General features: G+C 66.3%; 14 protein-coding genes. 5 read left to right on the top strand and 9 right to left on the bottom strand.

Going from position 1 to position 15,366, the window contains the following annotated elements; genetic code table 11:
- Positions 1 to 20: 20 nt before the first annotated feature.
- Genes ABB25_RS07805 through ABB25_RS07795 form a run of 3 tightly spaced genes read right to left on the bottom strand, consistent with a single transcriptional unit; the run spans position 21 to position 5,085 of the window.
- A complete protein-coding gene (locus ABB25_RS07805) occupies positions 21 to 1,421 on the bottom strand; it encodes a purple acid phosphatase family protein (RefSeq protein ID WP_425477316.1) in 1,401 nt (466 codons plus the stop codon).
- Positions 1,418 to 2,548: an NHL repeat-containing protein gene (locus ABB25_RS07800; protein WP_057665619.1), complete on the bottom strand. Its 1,131-nt coding sequence runs from the start codon at positions 2,546 to 2,548 to the stop codon at positions 1,418 to 1,420. The genes ABB25_RS07805 and ABB25_RS07800 overlap by 4 nt, the downstream gene beginning before the upstream one ends.
- Positions 2,548 to 5,085, bottom strand: a complete 2,538-nt coding sequence (locus ABB25_RS07795; protein WP_057665617.1) for a TonB-dependent receptor — start codon at positions 5,083 to 5,085, stop codon at positions 2,548 to 2,550. Before ABB25_RS07795 ends, ABB25_RS07800 begins: the two co-directional genes overlap by 1 nt.
- Positions 5,086 to 5,259: 174 nt before the next feature.
- Between ABB25_RS07795 and upp the strand changes: the two genes are divergently transcribed.
- Positions 5,260 to 5,898, top strand: a complete 639-nt coding sequence (gene upp / locus ABB25_RS07790) for a uracil phosphoribosyltransferase (protein ID WP_057665614.1) — start codon at positions 5,260 to 5,262, stop codon at positions 5,896 to 5,898.
- 72 nt (positions 5,899 to 5,970) lie between these two features.
- Here upp and ggt read toward each other — a convergent pair whose 3' ends face one another.
- The 5 genes from ggt to rsmD form a co-directional block, all read right to left on the bottom strand.
- A complete protein-coding gene (ggt, locus tag ABB25_RS07785) occupies positions 5,971 to 7,743 on the bottom strand; it encodes a gamma-glutamyltransferase (RefSeq protein ID WP_057665612.1) in 1,773 nt (590 codons plus the stop codon).
- Between the two features lie 4 nt (positions 7,744 to 7,747).
- Positions 7,748 to 8,023, bottom strand: a complete 276-nt coding sequence (locus tag ABB25_RS07780; protein ID WP_057665610.1) for a YfhL family 4Fe-4S dicluster ferredoxin — start codon at positions 8,021 to 8,023, stop codon at positions 7,748 to 7,750.
- Positions 8,024 to 8,127: 104 nt separating this feature from the next.
- Entirely contained in the window at positions 8,128 to 8,619 is a 492-nt protein-coding gene (locus tag ABB25_RS07775) for a hypothetical protein (RefSeq protein WP_057665608.1), read from the bottom strand.
- A 49-nt stretch (positions 8,620 to 8,668) separates the two neighbouring features.
- Positions 8,669 to 9,175: a pantetheine-phosphate adenylyltransferase gene (gene coaD / locus ABB25_RS07770; protein WP_057665606.1), complete on the bottom strand. Its 507-nt coding sequence runs from the start codon at positions 9,173 to 9,175 to the stop codon at positions 8,669 to 8,671.
- 7 nt (positions 9,176 to 9,182) lie between these two features.
- On the bottom strand, positions 9,183 to 9,824 hold the full coding sequence (gene rsmD / locus ABB25_RS07765) for a 16S rRNA (guanine(966)-N(2))-methyltransferase RsmD (RefSeq protein ID WP_083488182.1): 642 nt from the start codon (positions 9,822 to 9,824) through the stop codon (positions 9,183 to 9,185).
- Positions 9,825 to 9,974: 150 nt separating this feature from the next.
- Here rsmD and htpG point away from each other — a divergent pair, with 150 nt between their 5' ends.
- The 4 genes from htpG (at position 9,975) to ABB25_RS07745 (ending at position 14,821) form a co-directional block, all read left to right on the top strand.
- Positions 9,975 to 11,885, top strand: coding sequence for a molecular chaperone HtpG (gene htpG / locus ABB25_RS07760; protein ID WP_057665603.1), 1,911 nt, complete (start codon positions 9,975 to 9,977; stop codon positions 11,883 to 11,885).
- Between the two features lie 134 nt (positions 11,886 to 12,019).
- Complete coding sequence (gene ftsY / locus ABB25_RS07755; protein WP_057665601.1) at positions 12,020 to 13,339, top strand: signal recognition particle-docking protein FtsY; 1,320 nt, start codon at positions 12,020 to 12,022, stop codon at positions 13,337 to 13,339.
- Positions 13,340 to 13,449: 110 nt separating this feature from the next.
- On the top strand, positions 13,450 to 14,499 hold the full coding sequence (gene mutY, locus ABB25_RS07750; RefSeq protein ID WP_057665599.1) for an A/G-specific adenine glycosylase: 1,050 nt from the start codon (positions 13,450 to 13,452) through the stop codon (positions 14,497 to 14,499).
- Positions 14,500 to 14,536: 37 nt separating this feature from the next.
- The gene (locus tag ABB25_RS07745) at positions 14,537 to 14,821 is read left to right on the top strand and encodes an oxidative damage protection protein (RefSeq protein WP_057665597.1); all 285 of its coding nucleotides are present in this window, start codon (positions 14,537 to 14,539) and stop codon (positions 14,819 to 14,821) included.
- Between the two features lie 75 nt (positions 14,822 to 14,896).
- Here ABB25_RS07745 and ABB25_RS07740 read toward each other — a convergent pair whose 3' ends face one another.
- Complete coding sequence (locus ABB25_RS07740; RefSeq protein ID WP_057665596.1) at positions 14,897 to 15,346, bottom strand: DUF6491 family protein; 450 nt, start codon at positions 15,344 to 15,346, stop codon at positions 14,897 to 14,899.
- Positions 15,347 to 15,366: the final 20 nt, after the last annotated feature.

Genomic DNA, 15,366 nt, shown 5'->3' with positions numbered 1-15,366 from the left:
TGATGCCCGCATTGACCGGCTCATTCCCAGCACCGGTCCGTGCGGCCCTTGGCGGTAGCAGCTCGGTGGTCGCAGTTGCGCGGTGCAATGCGGCCTGCTTCCTGCTCAACCAGCTGCTTGCTGCCATCGGCCTGGCGCTGGATGCGGAAGGCGTCATACAGGGCGCCACTGGCAGTGAAGGACTGGTAGTCCAGCCCGTCTGCAGCAAGGCGCAGGACCTGGAAGAACTGGGTGTCCTCGCCGGTCGGCGCCATCGTGGCCTTGGCTTGCCCGGACAGACGGTACTGCTTGGGCCCGGCCACGGAAGAAACCAGTACGGAAGAGCCCGCACCCGCCAGCAGGCGGCGGCCATAGGCATGGTCGTGGCCCTGCAGGACCAGGTCCACCTTGTGGCGCTGCAGCACCGGCCCCAGGTGCTCGATCAACGCAGCGTTGTCGCGCCCGGCGCGCAGGGCGTAGAGCGGCTGGTGGACCATCACGATGCTCCACGGCCGCGTGTTGGCGGCCAGCACTGCGTCGAGCCAGCGGGCCTGCTGCGCGCCGGTGTCATGCTCCAGTGCCGAGGTGCCATCGATCACGGCCACGCGCACGCCCTGGTGGTCAAACCAGTAACTGGTGTGCGGCACCGCTGCGTCACCGTTGTCCGGCAGGGCGAAGGCGCGCGACCAGTGCGAACCCAGCACCTTGGTTTCCTGCGGTGTGTCCTCGTGCAGGTCGGCATATTCGTGGTTGCCGGCGGCCGGTGCGGTGACCACTTCTTCCAGCAACGGGGAGGCTGCGGCATGCCACTCGCCCCACTCGATGTCGTCCTGGCCATCGCCGCCACTGACCAGGTCACCGGCAAACAGGGCCAGCCGCGCCTGCGGTGCCTGGCGCATGGCCTGGCGCACCACCCGGGTGACGTGGGACAGGTTCTTGTTCTGGGTGTCACCAAAATACAACAGGGTCAATGGCTCATCGACGCCACCGGCGGTGACCACGCGGTTCCAGCTGCTCCAGCGGCCATTGCCCTGCACGCGGTACAGCCAGGCTGATCCCGGCGCCAGCCCGTCCACCCGGGCATGGTGGAAATGCGCACTGCCGGTCTCACTGGCCAGCGGCAGGGTCTGTGCGGTGATGCGGCGGCTGGCGGCAAAGGCTGGCGAATCACCCAATGGCGCCAGCTCCAGCAACGGCGCGCTGACGCTGTCATCGGTGCGCCAGGACACGGCAAAACCGCTGGCTGCATCGGCGGCCGGGCTGAGCACGATGCGGTCCGGCGCCGGGCCCGGCTGGTAATACAACTGCCCGGCCGGCACCTGGGTATTGGATTCATGCTCCGGCGTTGCGGCCGGCGCGCCCAGCGCAACGCCGGGAGCGGCAAGAGCCACTCCCAGCGCCAGCAGCAGCGCCTTCAGACGACGGCTTGCCGGTGCTGTCACAGCGCGCACTCCGGCAATGACAGCGCCCTGGCGATGTCCTTCCAGTCAAAGGCCACCACGCCCTGGTCATCGTGCACGGCGTACAGCGCCCCTTGCGGGAAGCGCGCACTGGCCTGCTGGCTGTTCCAGATGCCATCGGTGTTGGCCACCGTGCTGCCTTCGAACGCACCGACATGGGCCAGGGTCTGGCGGTCAAACAGGTGGAAGGTGCTGCGCGCCTTGCCCTGCTCGGTGGTGATCCACCAGCCGCCATCACCACAGGTACGCAGCATGATGCCCTCGGCCTGCGCAGCCAGCTTGTCGCCGCCGAACACCTGCCCGCTGAAGCGGCCATCCAGATGGTAGACCTTGAACTCGTTGGCCCAGGTTTCATCCTCTTCGGCGATCAGCAGGCGGTCATTGGCCGGATCACCCCACAAGGATTCGACCACGCGCAGCGCGCCCTTTTCGCTGGTATCGCCGATGCTGGCGGTCAGCGTCGCGCTGGCCTTGCCGTCGGCCACGTTCAGTGCATAACGGCGCACGCGCTGATCCAGCTCGGCCAGGGCGGGCAGGATGTCATTGCCCTGCGCATCCTCGCCGTTGTCCCAGGAATCGGTCACATACAGGTCGTAGCTGCCCTGCCCGGTCTTGTTGACCCACAGGCCATAAGGCTTGCGCAGCGCGTCCTGGCCGAAATGCCCGATCGGGGTGAAGTCCGGCAGGGTCATGACCTGGACGCGGCGGTTGTCACGCTCCACCACCAGCACCAGGTCATCAATCACCGCGATGCCGTTGGGGCGATCGAACTGGCCCGGCCCGGCGCCGGCGGTGCCGACATCGCGCAGGTGGGCACCGGTCTGGCCGTCATAGACGACCAGCTTGTCAGTGGCCTTGGCCGTGGCGATCAGCCAGAGGCTGCCATCGGGCGCCTGCCAGGTGGCTGGCGAGTCGATGTTGTCATCCGGCGTCATCGGGGTCAGGAAGGCTTCGGTAATGCGAGCCACGCTGGCAGCATCCGCTTGGATTGTTGCCGCTTCTACCTGGCCCTCTGCAGGGTTGCCGACCGTTTCGGCAACCGGTGCACTGCAGGCGGTCAGTGCAGCGAGCGTGGCCAGGGCCAGCAGGGAACGTACCGGGGCGCGCATCACAGGGCCACCTTCACGCCGACGGCGTAGGTGCGGCCATATTCCTCCAGCTGCAGGGTGCGGCTGCTGTTGCCCTGGTACAGCTCCAACGGCTCGTCGAGCAGGTTGGAGGCTTCCAGATACAGGCTCACGCGCTGGCCCAGCTTGATGTCCAGGCTGAAGTCCATCTGGGTGTGCGGGGCGACGTACACGTCGTAATCGCGGCTGTCGCCGATGCTGTCCAGGTATTCGGAGCGGTGCACGGCCGCCAGACGGGTGCTGAGCGGGCCGTACTCGTAGCCGATGTGGCCGCTGTACACCTGCCTGGACGCACGCGGCAACATGAACTTCTCCCCGGCGCGGTCGGCCATGCCGGCATCGAACTCGGTATCCAGCCAGGTGGCGCTGGCACCGACCAGCAGGCCCGACCAGGCACCCGGCAGCCAGTCCAGCTGCTGCTGCCAGTTCAGTTCGGCACCGAAGACGGTGGCCTTGTCGCCGTTGATCGAGGTGGTGACCTCAAAACCCGGGAAGTCGGGATGGTTGTCGGTGACCGTTTCCACGATGTAGCCGTCGATGGACTTGTTGAACACGCCCAGCGAGAGCAGGCCGGCATCGCCGATGTAACGTTCGAAACTCAGGTCCAGGTTGGTGGACTCGTAGGGATCGAGCTGTGGGTTGCCCACGCGCACTTCTTCGTCGTCACGGTTCATGCCCAGACGCGGGGAGATGTCACCGAAGGACGGACGGGCCACGGTCTTGTTGGCCGAGCCGCGCAGTACCCAGCCACCGTCGGTATCGTAGCGGGCATGCAGGCCCGGCAGCACGCTGGTGTAGCTGTTGGCCACACGGCGGCCGCTGACCTGGGCTACGCCGTCCTGGTCGATGTCCACATTGTTGCCGTCGGCAGCGAACTGGGTGTTTTCCACACGCACGCCACCGATCAGGCGCAGGTTGCCGATGTCCCAGGTACCCATCGCATAGGCCGACAGGATGTCCTCGCTGGCGCGGTAATCTTCTTCCAGATTCAGGGCGGTGTTTTCGGCCACATCCTGCGGGCGGGCCGAAACCTTGTCACGGTTGGCGGCCCACCAGCTGTTCATCCTGCCCGAATCCAGCCACTGGCCCAGGTCACCGTGACGGTGGTCCAGGCGTGCGCCGGCCCAGCTGGTCAGGTCCACATCCGGACCACGGCGCAGCTCGGCTTCGTTGACGTCGGCCGAACGTTCGCGCCAGCGGCCCAGCAGGCCGAACTTGTAGCTGGCGTTTTCGGCATCAAAGCGCACGTTGAACTGGGCCGAATGTTCCTTGTCATCAACGATGGTTGGTGCCACCACCATGCGGTCGAATGCGTAGTTGGACAGCTCCTTCCAGCCATCGCCGTCAATGCGGTAACCCGGCAGCGCGCTGCGCTGGTCGATGGTCGCCGACAGGTCATCGGCGTCGTACTCGAACCGCGCTTCGATTTCGTCCAGCACCCGCTCGCGGGTCTTGGTCCAGCCCAGCTTGTAGTCGACCACCGCCGAGGACAGGGTGTGCTCGCCGCCGAAGCTGGCGGCAATGGTGTCCTCTTCCTTGGTGCGGTAGCGCAGGCGCTTGGCAATGGCGTCGGCGGGCAGTTCATCGACCTGGTAGCGGCCATCGCCGAGCGCGCTGATTTCACCGTCGCCGAAGCCGAAGATGGTGCGGTGACGGGTCTCGGCGTCGTTGAACTGGGTGTAGAGGGTGCGCAGGAAGTAGCGGTTGTCCGCATCCGGGCGCCAGTCCAGGTTGAGGTTGGCGCCGGTGCGCTCGCGCTCGATGGTGTACTTGCGGTGCTGGATGTCGATGGCCGCCAGGTCACCGTCGGCGCCGCCGTCAAAACTGTCGTATTCGACCTCGGTGTTGTCCGATTCGAACTCGCGCTGCTGGTGGTTGATGCCCAGCGCGATGCCGAAGGTGTCGTTGAACACCTCGCTGTAGTTGAACGCCGCCTTCGGGCTGGTATTGCCCGACAGCTCCTGGTGGCTGGCCTCGACCTTGCCGCGCAGGCTGCGGCCGTCGCGATCGAAAGCCGAGGCCGATTCGACGATGACGCTGCCGCCGATCGCATCGCCCGGCATGTCCGGGGTGGCCGACTTGACCACGCGCAGGCGCTCGGTCGAGTCGGAAGGAATCACGTCAAGCGGTGCGGCACGGCTGGAGTCTTCCGGGGTACCGACGGCGATGCCGTCGATGGAGACATTGTTCAGTGCCGCGTCCAGCCCGCGCACCACCACGAAGCGGCCTTCGCCCTGGTCACGGGTGACGCTGACGCCCGGCAGGCGCTGCAGCGACTCGGCCACGTTCATGTCCGGATAGTCACCCAGCGCGTCGGAGGACACCACGTCCTGGATGGCATCGGCACTGCGCTTGAGGTCCACCGCGCGAACCTGGGCCTCGCGCTGGGCGCGGACCTCGACACGGTCCAGCTCCACGGCCGCCGCCGTCATCTCGCCGCTGGCCAGCACCGGGCTGCTGGCCAGGGCCAGCACGCCCATCGAAACCGCCTTGCACAACACCTGCTTACGCACGGACATACCCCTGTCTGGTGAATGCCGAGACGATATTTCCATCCCATGTCAGCCAGATGACAGGCCCGGGGCGAAAGGATGACAGTCACGCTTGTGGCCCGCGCAACCGGCACTGCGAAAGGCAAGACGAGCAACGTGCCTGCCACCTACAATCAACCAATTCCTACGGATAACCCCAAGATGAAGATCATCGAAGTCCGTCACCCATTGGTACGCCACAAGATCGGCCTGCTGCGCAACCCGGAGTTGAGCACGCGCGAGTTCCGCGAGCTGACCAATGAGATCGGCACCCTGCTGGCCTACGAGGCCACCGCCGACCTGTCCACCGAAACGATCAGCGTTGCCGGCTGGGCCGGCCCGGTCGCGGTGGAACGACTGGCCGGTGCCAAGATCACCCTGGTGCCGATCCTGCGTGCCGGCCTGGGCATGCTCACCGGCGTGCTCGACCTGCTGCCCTCGGCCCGGGTCAGCGTGGTCGGGCTGCAGCGTGACGAGCAGACCCTGCAGCCGGTGCCCTACTTCGAGCGTCTGACCGGACGGCTGGAAGAGCGCGACACCCTGATCCTGGACCCGATGCTGGCCACCGGCGGCACCCTGATTGCCACCATCGACATGCTCAAGCGTGCCGGCGCCAGGCGTATCAAGGGCATCTTCCTGGTGGCCGCGCCCGAAGGCCTGCGTGCAGTTGAAGCCGCCCACCCGGATGTGGAGATCTACACCGCTGCCATCGACGAACGCCTGAACGAGAAGGGCTACATCCTGCCGGGCCTGGGCGATGCCGGTGACCGCATCTTCGGCACCCGGGTGCTGCACGACTGACTACCTGCCGGGCTGTCAGCCATGAAAAAACCCTGCCGCCGGCAGGGTTTTTTGGTGGACTTGCTGTCCGCTTCAGTCGACAGCCACCGGCTCAGCGGCCTTGACCACCTGGCCGGAACCGACCGGATTGCGCGGGTCACTGCCGGCAGACAGGGTGTTGCTGACCCGGTCCCAATGCACGGTCTGCAGGTTGCCCCACACATGCGAGGAACCGCGGCCACCGGCGGCCTCGTCACCAGGCAGCTTCAGGGTATGGCCCATCGCCCGCAATGCCTGCGCGGTGTCGGCATCGAAGGTGCCGCTCTCGGCCTCGATCACATCCGGGTACCACTGGTGGTGGTAGCGCGGCAGCGCGGCCACGGCCTGGGCGTCCAGCCCGGCATCGAAGCCGAGGATGCCCAGCAGCACCATGGTGATGATCCGACTGCCGCCCGGGGTACCGATCACCACCACTTCGCGGCCGTTGTCCATGAAGGTCGGGGTCATCGAGGACAGCATGCGCTTGCCCGGCGCCGGGGCATTGGCCGCATAGCCCATCACCCCGAAGGCATTGGGCGTGCCCGGCTTGAGGGCGAAGTCGTCCATCTCGTTGTTGAGCAGCACGCCGGTGCCCTTGGGCACCAGGCCCGAGCCGTAGAGCAGGTTCACTGTCTGGGTGCCACCGACCCGGTTGCCCTGGGCATCGATGATCGAGAAGTGGGTGGTTTCCTCATCCTCCAGCGGGGTCGGCTGGCCGCTGAGCAGGTCGCTCGGGGTGGCCTTTTGCGGATGGATGGTCGCGCGCAGGCCCTGGGCGTAGTCGCCACTGGTCAGCACCCGCTGCGGGATGTGGACAAAATCCGGATCGCCGAGGAAGAAGGTGCGGTCACGGTAGGCGCGGCGCATCGCCTCCACCACCAGGTGGGTGCGCTGGGCCGGGGCCAGGCTGGGCAGGTCCCAGCCCTCCAGGATCTGCAGCATCGAAGCCAGCGCGATGCCGCCGGAGGACGGCGGCGCGGCGGTGGTGATCTGCCAGCCGCGGTAGTCAAAACGGATCGGCTCGCGCTCGATGACCTTGTAGCTGGCCAGGTCCTGCGCGGTCCACTGGCCACCGGCGTCCTTGACCCCGGCCAGCAGCAGGCGCCCGGTGCGGCCCTTGTAGAACCCATCAAAACCGTCAGCGGCCAACCGCTCCAGGGTGGCTGCCAGTTCGGGCTGGCGGAACACATCGCCCTCGGCGATCGGCCGGCCATTGCGCAGGAACACCTCGCGGGTACCGGGATAACGCTCCATCACCTCGGCACGGCTGGCATAGCCACGCGCCATCCGCGCATACACCGGGAAACCCTCACGGGCGATACGGATGGCCGGTGCCAGTGACTGGGCCAGCGGCAGCTTGCCGTAACGCCCGGACAGGTGCACCAGCGCCGCCGGCAGGCCCGGAATGCCGGCCGACCACGGGCCGTTGACCGAGCGGTCGCGGTCCAGGTTGCCTTGCGCATCCAGATAGGCAGCGGGCACGCCCGAAGCCGGCGCGGTTTCGCGCGCATCGATCAGCGTCTGCTTGCCGCTGGTGGCATCGTGGAGCAGGAAGAAGCCACCGCCGCCCAGCCCGGAGCTGATCGGCTCGACCACCGACAGCACCGAGGACACCGCCACCGCCGCATCGAAGGCATTGCCGCCGGCGGCCAGGATCTGGTGCCCGGCCTCGGTGGCCAGGTGGTGGGCGCTGGCAATCACTGCCGCATCGGGCTTTTCGGCCACTGCCGGCTGCGCCGGCGCGGCCAGCACGGCGGGGCTGTCGGCCCAGGCCAGCGGGGTGAAGGCCAGGGCAAGCAACAGCAACGGGCGGGCAAACAACTTCATGCGCTCAGCTCTCCGGGGTATACAGCTCAGGATGTTCCTGCTGCAGGCGCGCCAGTTTGGCCAGCAGCTGCTCCTGGGTTTCGACAATGTCAGGATCCGGGTCGATGCATTCGACCGGGCAGACCACCACGCACTGGGGCTCGTCATGGTGGCCGACACATTCGGTGCAGCGCGCCGGATCGATCACATAGATGGTCTCGCCCATCGCGATGGCCGCGTTCGGGCAGGCCGGCTCGCATACGTCACAGTTGACGCACAGATCGTTGATTTTCAGCGCCATGGGCAAGGTACTCCGCGTCGTGGGGCCGACGCTGCGGCAGCAGCCGCGTAAAACACGACGCGGCCGGGAAGCCGCCACAGCAGCTGCTTCCCGGCCAACGTGACTTACTTGGCTTCGACGAAGATGTACTCAGCGCCGGTGGGCTGGACAATGGCCATGACGCGGGCATTGTCGGCAGCGTTGCCGATGAACAGCACACGCACACCCTTCAGGGTGTCTGCCTCGACCGGCTTGAACGCGGTTTCGATCAGGTCAGCCATCTTGGCCGAGGCCGAGGAGCCAAAGGCCAGCATGTTGCCCGGCTGCACGCCACGGCTCATCGCGGTGGTGGCCGATTCGACCTGGCGGCCATACTTGTCGGCAAATTCCGGGTCCGACTCCGGCGGCAGGTAGTACAGGAACGGCGGGTTGGAGATCGTCCCCAGGTTCTCGCGGACCACCGCCTGCAGGTACTGGCGCCAGCCAGCGTCATCGTCGGCAGCCGGAGCAACCAGCGCCACCGCTGCTTCTTCGACAACAGGGGTTTCTTCCTTGGAGCAGGCCGTCAGGGCGACAGCCAACGTAGCGGCAGCAAGCACGCTCTTGAGGGTATTCATGAGGATGGACTCTCCAGTACCTAGGGTGTGACGGGGATGGTTGATCCGCTCAGGCATTGTCACGCGCCTGACGGGCACGCCGCAGAACCTCCAGCACGTTGGCCGGCACGAAACCGGACACATCGCCGCCCAGTCGCGCGATTTCACGCACCAGAGAAGAGGAAATGAAGCTGTACTGCTCGGCCGGGGTCAGAAACAGCGTTTCCACCTCCGGGATCAGATGACGGTTCATCGAAGCCATCTGGAATTCGTATTCAAAATCGCTCACCGCGCGCAGCCCGCGCAGCAGCACGCCACCGTGGACCGAACGCACGAAATCGGCCAGCAGGCTGTCAAAGCCGACCACCTCGACATTGCCGTGCTGGGCGGTAGCCGCCTGGGCCAGCGCCACACGCAGCTCCAGCGGCAGGGTCGGCCCCTTGGTCTGGCTCTTGGCCACGCCGACGACGATTTTCTCGAACAACGGCGCGGCGCGGTTGATCAGGTCAATGTGGCCGTTGGTGATCGGGTCAAAGGTACCCGGGTAAACGGCGATACGGCGGTTGGCACCGGTCATGCGGGGTTCACGGCGTGGAATCGGTCGCCAGTGTAGCAGCCCGCTGACGCCGGTACAGGGCAAAACGTACCTCGCGGGTACTGCCCTGGCGATGCAGTTGCCAGCCGATTCCCGGCTCCGGTTGCTGCGCGGCATCGGACTCCACATACAACCAGGCATCCTCGGCCAGGTGTGCCGGCAACAGCGCCAGCACCTGTGCCCACAAGCCGTCGGCAAACGGCGGATCGACAAAGGCAATGTCAAAGCGCTGGCCGGGCGGGCGCGCCAGCCAGGCCAGCGCATCGCTGGCTTCCACCCGGGCATTGGCCTGCAGACGGCTGGCCACGGCACTGATGGCGGCGGCCAGCTGGCGATCCTTCTCCACCAGGGTGGCCTGGGCGGCGCCGCGCGAGAGCGCTTCCAGCCCGAGTGCGCCACTGCCGGCAAACAGGTCCAGCACCGCCGCCCCCGGCAACCTGGGCATCAACCAGTTGAACAGGGTCTCGCGCACGCGGTCGGAGGTCGGGCGCAGCCCCGGGCGATCGGGCACCGCCAGCCGGGTATTGCGCCATTGCCCGCCAATGATGCGTACCTGGCCGGTCGCCGTGGCCGGTGTCCTGACCGGTACAGGACGGGTGCGGGCAGGATCAGGCGGAAAACGGCGCGACATCGACGATGGCCAGGAAAATCAGGGAAGCCCATGGTAACGCGCCCGCCGCGCCGGAGGACAAGCCGCCCGGCCCTTGAAATCGGCACGCCCCACCCCTACCCATCTGTCGGCGCCGCAGACAGCGGCAATGCACCACGGAGCCTTTCGAACATGACCACCGAATCGAGCACGCAGACCCTTGGCTTCCAGACCGAGGTCAAGCAGCTGCTGCAGCTGATGATCCACTCGCTGTACTCCAACAAGGAAATCTTCCTGCGGGAGCTGGTTTCCAATGCCGCCGATGCGGCCGACAAGCTGCGCTTCGAGGCGCTGACCGATGCGGCGCTGCTGGAAGGCGATGGCGAGCTTGCCGTGCGCGTGTCCTATGACAAGGACGCCCGTACGCTGACCATCGAGGACAACGGCATCGGCATGAGCCGCGAGGAGGCGATTGCCCACCTGGGCACGATTGCCAAGTCCGGCACCGGCGAGTTCATCAAGCAACTTTCCGGGGATGCGAAGAAGGATTCCAACCTGATCGGCCAGTTCGGTGTCGGCTTCTATTCGGCCTTCATCGTGGCCGACCAGGTCGATGTCTACAGCCGCCGCGCCGGCCTGCCGGCCAGCGAGGGTGTGCGCTGGTCCAGCCGTGGCGAAGGCGAGTTCGAGGTGGCCACCATCGACAAGCCGGCACGCGGCACCCGGATCGTGCTGCACCTGAAGGACGGCGAGGAGAGCTTCGCCGACGGCTGGACCCTGCGTTCGATCATCAAGAAGTACTCCGACCACATCGGCCTGCCGATCCAGATGCCGGTGGAAAAATACGGCGAAGATGCTGACAAGGCCGATGACAGCGCCCCGGCCTGGGAAACCGTCAACAAGGCCAATGCGCTGTGGACCCGCGCCAAGGCCGATATTTCGGCCGAGGACTACAACGAGTTCTACAAGCACATCGCCCATGATTACGCCGACCCGCTGGCGCACAGCCACAACAAGGTCGAGGGCAAGCTCGAATACACCTCGCTGCTGTACGTGCCCGGCCGCGCCCCGTATGACCTGTACCAGCGCGAGGCACCCAAGGGCCTGAAGCTGTACGTGCAGCGCGTCTTCATCATGGACCAGGCCGAGCAGTTCCTGCCGCTGTACCTGCGCTTCATCAAGGGCGTGGTCGATTCCAATGACCTTTCGCTCAATGTCTCGCGCGAGATCCTGCAGTCCGGTCCGGTGATCGACTCGATGAAGTCGGCCCTGACCAAGCGTTCGCTGGACATGCTGGAGAAGCTGGCCACCGACAAGCCCGAGGATTACGCCAGGTTCTGGAAGGAGTTCGGCCAGGTGCTCAAGGAAGGCCCGGCCGAGGATTACAGCAACCGCGAGAAGATTGCCGGCCTGCTGCGCTTTGCCTCCACCAAGGGCGACGGCGATGCCCAGAATGTGTCGCTGGCCGACTACATCGGGCGCATGGGCGAAGGCCAGGACAAGATCTATTACCTGACCGGCGAAAGCCACCTGCAGGCAGCCAACAGCCCGCACCTGGAAGTGTTTGCCAAGAAGGGCATCGAGGTGCTGCTGCTTACCGACCGTATCGATGAGTGGCTGATGGGCTACCTGACCGAGTTTGACGGCAAATCGTTTGTCGACATCGCCCGTGGCGACCTGGACCTGGGCAAGCTGGAATCGGAAGAAGACAAGAAGGCCGCAGAAGAAGCGGCCAAGGACAAGGAAGGCCTGGTCAAGCGCCTCGGTGAGGCCCTGGGGGAGAGCGTGTCCGAAGTGCGTGTCTCGCACCGCCTGACCGACTCGCCGGCCATCCTGGCCCTGGGTGCCGGCGACCTGGGGCTGCAGATGCGCCAGATCCTGGAAGCCTCCGGCCAGAAGGTCCCCGAAACCAAGCCGGTATTCGAGTTCAACCCGACCCACCCGCTGATCAACAAGCTGGACAACGAAGCCGATACCGACCGCTTTGCCGAACTGGCGCATGTGCTGTTTGACCAGGCCGCGCTGGCGGCCGGCGAGAGCCTGAAGGACCCGGCCGCCTACGTGCGCCGGCTCAACAAGCTGCTGCTCGAGCTGTCTGCCTGAGCCGAGACAGATCCTCTGCAGACCAAGGCCGGCACAGGGCCGGCCTTGGTTTTGTCCAGTCCCGCCCACCACTGGCAATCGGCCCAAATGCCGGTCGGTGGTAGCATAGCCACCTGATTACAGCGCCACTATCCATGTTCAATATCTTCCGCCGCAAAAAGACCGACGCCGCACAGGACGCCAGCAAACCGCGCCTGAGCGCGGAAGAGATTGCTGCCGCCTTCCAGCCGCCGGTCGGCAACCAGAGCGTTGCTGTTGATGTCAGCGAGCAGGCGGCAGCGGCCAGCGCGCCGGCCGACGTGGCCGAACCGGCAAGGGTGGAGCCTGCCCTCGTCCAGGAGGCCATCGAGCCATCCAGCACCCAGCCGGAGCCCATCGCTGCGGCCGTGGAAGCTGCCGCGGCCAGCCCGGCACCGGCCCTCGGGACCGCTGCGGCAGTGGCTGACAGCGAACCGGCCGCCGTGCCCGTGGCCGATGACAGCCAAGCCGACCTGATTTCCTCCAACGCTGCTGCGGCCGCGCCGGCCGGCAAGCTGGGCTGGCGCGAGCGCCTGCGCAACAGCGTGTTCGCCAGGTCAATCACCAGCCTGTTCTCGCGCAATCCCAAGCTCGACGACGACCTGCTCGACGAAATCGAGACCGCCCTGCTCACCGCCGACGTCGGCGTACCGGTCACCACCAGCGTCATCGAGGGCTTGCGCAAGCGGATGAAGGCGCGCGAGTTCGCTGATGGCAATGCCCTGCTGGCAGCATTGCGCGCCGAGCTGCTGGCCGTGCTCGAGCCGGTGGCCCGGCCGCTGGTGATCGACCGTACTGCCGCGCCGTTCGTGCTGCTCACCGTCGGCGTCAATGGCGTCGGCAAGACCACCACCATCGGCAAGCTGGCCAAGCGCTTCAAGGATGAAGGCCACAGCCTGATGCTGGCGGCCGGCGACACCTTCCGCGCTGCGGCGGTGGCCCAGTTGCAGGCCTGGGGCCAGCGCAACAATGTGACCGTGATCGCCCAGGGCCAGAATGCCGATGCGGCCTCGGTCGCTTTTGATGCCCTGCAGGCCGCCAAGGCCCGTGGCACCGACATCCTGATCGCCGATACCGCCGGCCGCCTGCATACCCAGACCGGGCTGATGAACGAGCTGGGCAAGATCGGCCGCGTGCTCGGCAAGCTCGACCCGACCGCGCCGCACGAGGTGCTGATGGTGATCGATGGCACCACCGGCCAGAACGCAATCAACCAGGTGCGCCAGTTCAATGCGGCGGTCAAGGTGACCGGGCTGGTGGTGACCAAGCTCGATGGCACTGCAAAGGGCGGCGTGGTGTTTGCGCTGGCGCGCGAGTTCGGCATTCCGATCCGCTTTGCCGGCATCGGCGAACGCCCGGAAGACCTGCGCGTGTTCGATGCAACCGCATTTGTCGATGCCCTGCTGCCCGATGCCCTGGGCGGCAATCCCGCCTGAGCGCAGTGAGGGCCACGGTGCCGGCTGACCACTCTGGGCCGGCATCGGCTGCATCGCTGCTGGAGTGCCCCTGGCGCACGTTGCGGCATCTGCGAGCCGCCTGATCATTTATGGCCACCACGCAACTGTTACCCGGCACCCTGCTGCCCTGGTTCGAGCACCACGGCCGTCACGACCTGCCCTGGCAGCATCCGCGCACACCCTACCGGGTCTGGCTGTCGGAGGTGATGCTGCAGCAGACCCAGGTCGCCACGGTCATCCCCTACTTCCTGCGCTTCGTCGAACGCTTCCCGGACCTGGCCGCGCTGGCTGCGGCACCGGCCGACGCGTTGATGGCGCACTGGGCAGGACTGGGCTACTACGCCCGGGCACGCAACCTGCAGGCCGCTGCCCGCGCCTGCGTCCAGCACCATGACGGCCAGTTGCCACGCGACCTGCAGGCGCTGATGGCACTGCCCGGCATCGGCCGCAGTACCGCTGCGGCCATCCTGTCCCAGGCCTGGGGCGATCGTCACGCCATCCTCGATGGCAACGTCAAACGGGTGCTGACCCGGGTATTCGGGATTGAAGGCCATCCCGGCGTGCCGGCGGTGGAACGCGCACTCTGGCAGCTGGCCGAACAGCAATTGCAGGCGGTTCCAGATGGACGCATGACCGACTGGACCCAGGCACAGATGGACTTTGGTGCCACCCTGTGCACCCGCGCCAGACCCGCCTGCGCCCTGTGCCCACTGCAGCAGCAGTGCATTGCCCTGCGCGATGGCCGGGTAGCCGAGCTGCCGACCCGCAAGGCCGGCAAGACCCTGCCCGAACGCGAAGCCCATGCCCTGCTGGCCGACGATGGCCAGGGTCGCTACGCGCTGTTGCGGCGTCCCGAGCGCGGCATCTGGGCCGGGCTGTGGACGTTGCCGCAGGCCGATACCCATGCCGGGCTGGCACAATGGACGCTCACCGGGCTGGGCGCAGACCTGGAACAGGCCGACACCCTGACCACGATCAGCCACACCTTCAGCCATTACCGGCTGCAACTGCATGTGTATCGACTACGCTGCAGCAGCCGCCAACGCATCGGCGAAACCGCCGCTGGTTGGTTTGACCGCGTCCAGCTGGCCGCACTGGGCCTGCCCGCCCCGATCCGTAAACTCATCGATTCTTTGTGAGGCGCTGTGCCGCGCATCACACCGCAAGGAGAAGCCCATGTCGCGCACTGTTTTCTGTGACCACGCCCAGGCCCAGGCCGAAGGCCTGGATTTTGTCCCCTGGCCGGGCGAGCTTGGCCAGCGCATCTTCAACCATATCGGCAAGCCGGCATGGCAGGCGTGGCTGGCGCATCAGACCATGCTGATCAACGAAAACCGGCTCTCGCCACGCGACCCCAAGCACCGTGCCTACCTGCAGGAGCAGATGGTCAAGTACCTGTTCAACGAAGGCAGCGTGGATGCCGTTGCCGGCTACCAGGCCCCGCAGCAAACGCAGGACTGACAACGCAGGAACCAGACAGCAGAAGGCCGCCCCAGGGGCGGCCTTTTCGCATTGCCCAGCAGCATGTGCGCAGGCTCAATCGCCCTGCCCGTCCCCCTCCTGGCGCTGCTCCATCCTGGCCTGGCGCAACTGGGCCATGTCAGCCTTCAGCGCCTTGCTGTCCAGCGGGCGGATGGTGGAAATGCGGCAGCTGGCCGGGATGGCATCGTGCAGCAACACGCGGTCAAAGCGCGCGTGCACGCGGTCGAACTGGCTGCTCAGGCCGATGGTGGTGGCATAGGGCAAGCCCGGGCAGGTGGTATCGAACTGCAGCAACCAGGACTCATTGGGCCGGGTGTAGACCACCATCGCGCTGTCACCCAGCTCGCTCCAGCCGTGGATGTTGCCGAAGAAACGGAAGCTGGAAACCGGCTCACCGGCATGTGCCAGGTGCAACGCCAGCTTCTCCTGATCAGTGAGCCTGGGACCGGTCGCACAACCGGCAAGCGCCAGTACCAACAACGCCACACTGCTACGCCATTTCATTGTCCTGCCCTCTTGGTTGG

Source organism: Stenotrophomonas koreensis (assembly GCF_001431525.1).
Classification (GTDB): Bacteria; Pseudomonadota; Gammaproteobacteria; order Xanthomonadales; family Xanthomonadaceae; genus Stenotrophomonas; species Stenotrophomonas koreensis.
This window is presented reverse-complemented; position numbering and strand designations above follow the sequence as displayed.

What these genes read in the sequence shown, in the direction of transcription:
- ftsY (WP_057665601.1), top strand. Translation starts at nt 12,020, where the DNA reads ATGTTCAATATCTTCCGCCGCAAAAAGACCGACGCCGCACAGGACGCC.
- upp (WP_057665614.1), top strand. Translation starts at nt 5,260, where the DNA reads ATGAAGATCATCGAAGTCCGTCACCCATTGGTACGCCACAAGATCGGC.
- ABB25_RS07745 (WP_057665597.1), top strand. Translation starts at nt 14,537, where the DNA reads ATGTCGCGCACTGTTTTCTGTGACCACGCCCAGGCCCAGGCCGAAGGC.
- mutY (WP_057665599.1), top strand. Translation starts at nt 13,450, where the DNA reads ATGGCCACCACGCAACTGTTACCCGGCACCCTGCTGCCCTGGTTCGAG.
- coaD (WP_057665606.1), bottom strand. Translation starts at nt 9,175, where the DNA reads ATGACCGGTGCCAACCGCCGTATCGCCGTTTACCCGGGTACCTTTGAC.
- ABB25_RS07775 (WP_057665608.1), bottom strand. Translation starts at nt 8,619, where the DNA reads ATGAATACCCTCAAGAGCGTGCTTGCTGCCGCTACGTTGGCTGTCGCC.
- htpG (WP_057665603.1), top strand. Translation starts at nt 9,975, where the DNA reads ATGACCACCGAATCGAGCACGCAGACCCTTGGCTTCCAGACCGAGGTC.
- ABB25_RS07795 (WP_057665617.1), bottom strand. Translation starts at nt 5,085, where the DNA reads ATGTCCGTGCGTAAGCAGGTGTTGTGCAAGGCGGTTTCGATGGGCGTG.
- ggt (WP_057665612.1), bottom strand. Translation starts at nt 7,743, where the DNA reads ATGAAGTTGTTTGCCCGCCCGTTGCTGTTGCTTGCCCTGGCCTTCACC.
- ABB25_RS07800 (WP_057665619.1), bottom strand. Translation starts at nt 2,548, where the DNA reads ATGCGCGCCCCGGTACGTTCCCTGCTGGCCCTGGCCACGCTCGCTGCA.
- rsmD (WP_083488182.1), bottom strand. Translation starts at nt 9,824, where the DNA reads ATGTCGCGCCGTTTTCCGCCTGATCCTGCCCGCACCCGTCCTGTACCG.
- ABB25_RS07780 (WP_057665610.1), bottom strand. Translation starts at nt 8,023, where the DNA reads ATGGCGCTGAAAATCAACGATCTGTGCGTCAACTGTGACGTATGCGAG.
- ABB25_RS07740 (WP_057665596.1), bottom strand. Translation starts at nt 15,346, where the DNA reads ATGAAATGGCGTAGCAGTGTGGCGTTGTTGGTACTGGCGCTTGCCGGT.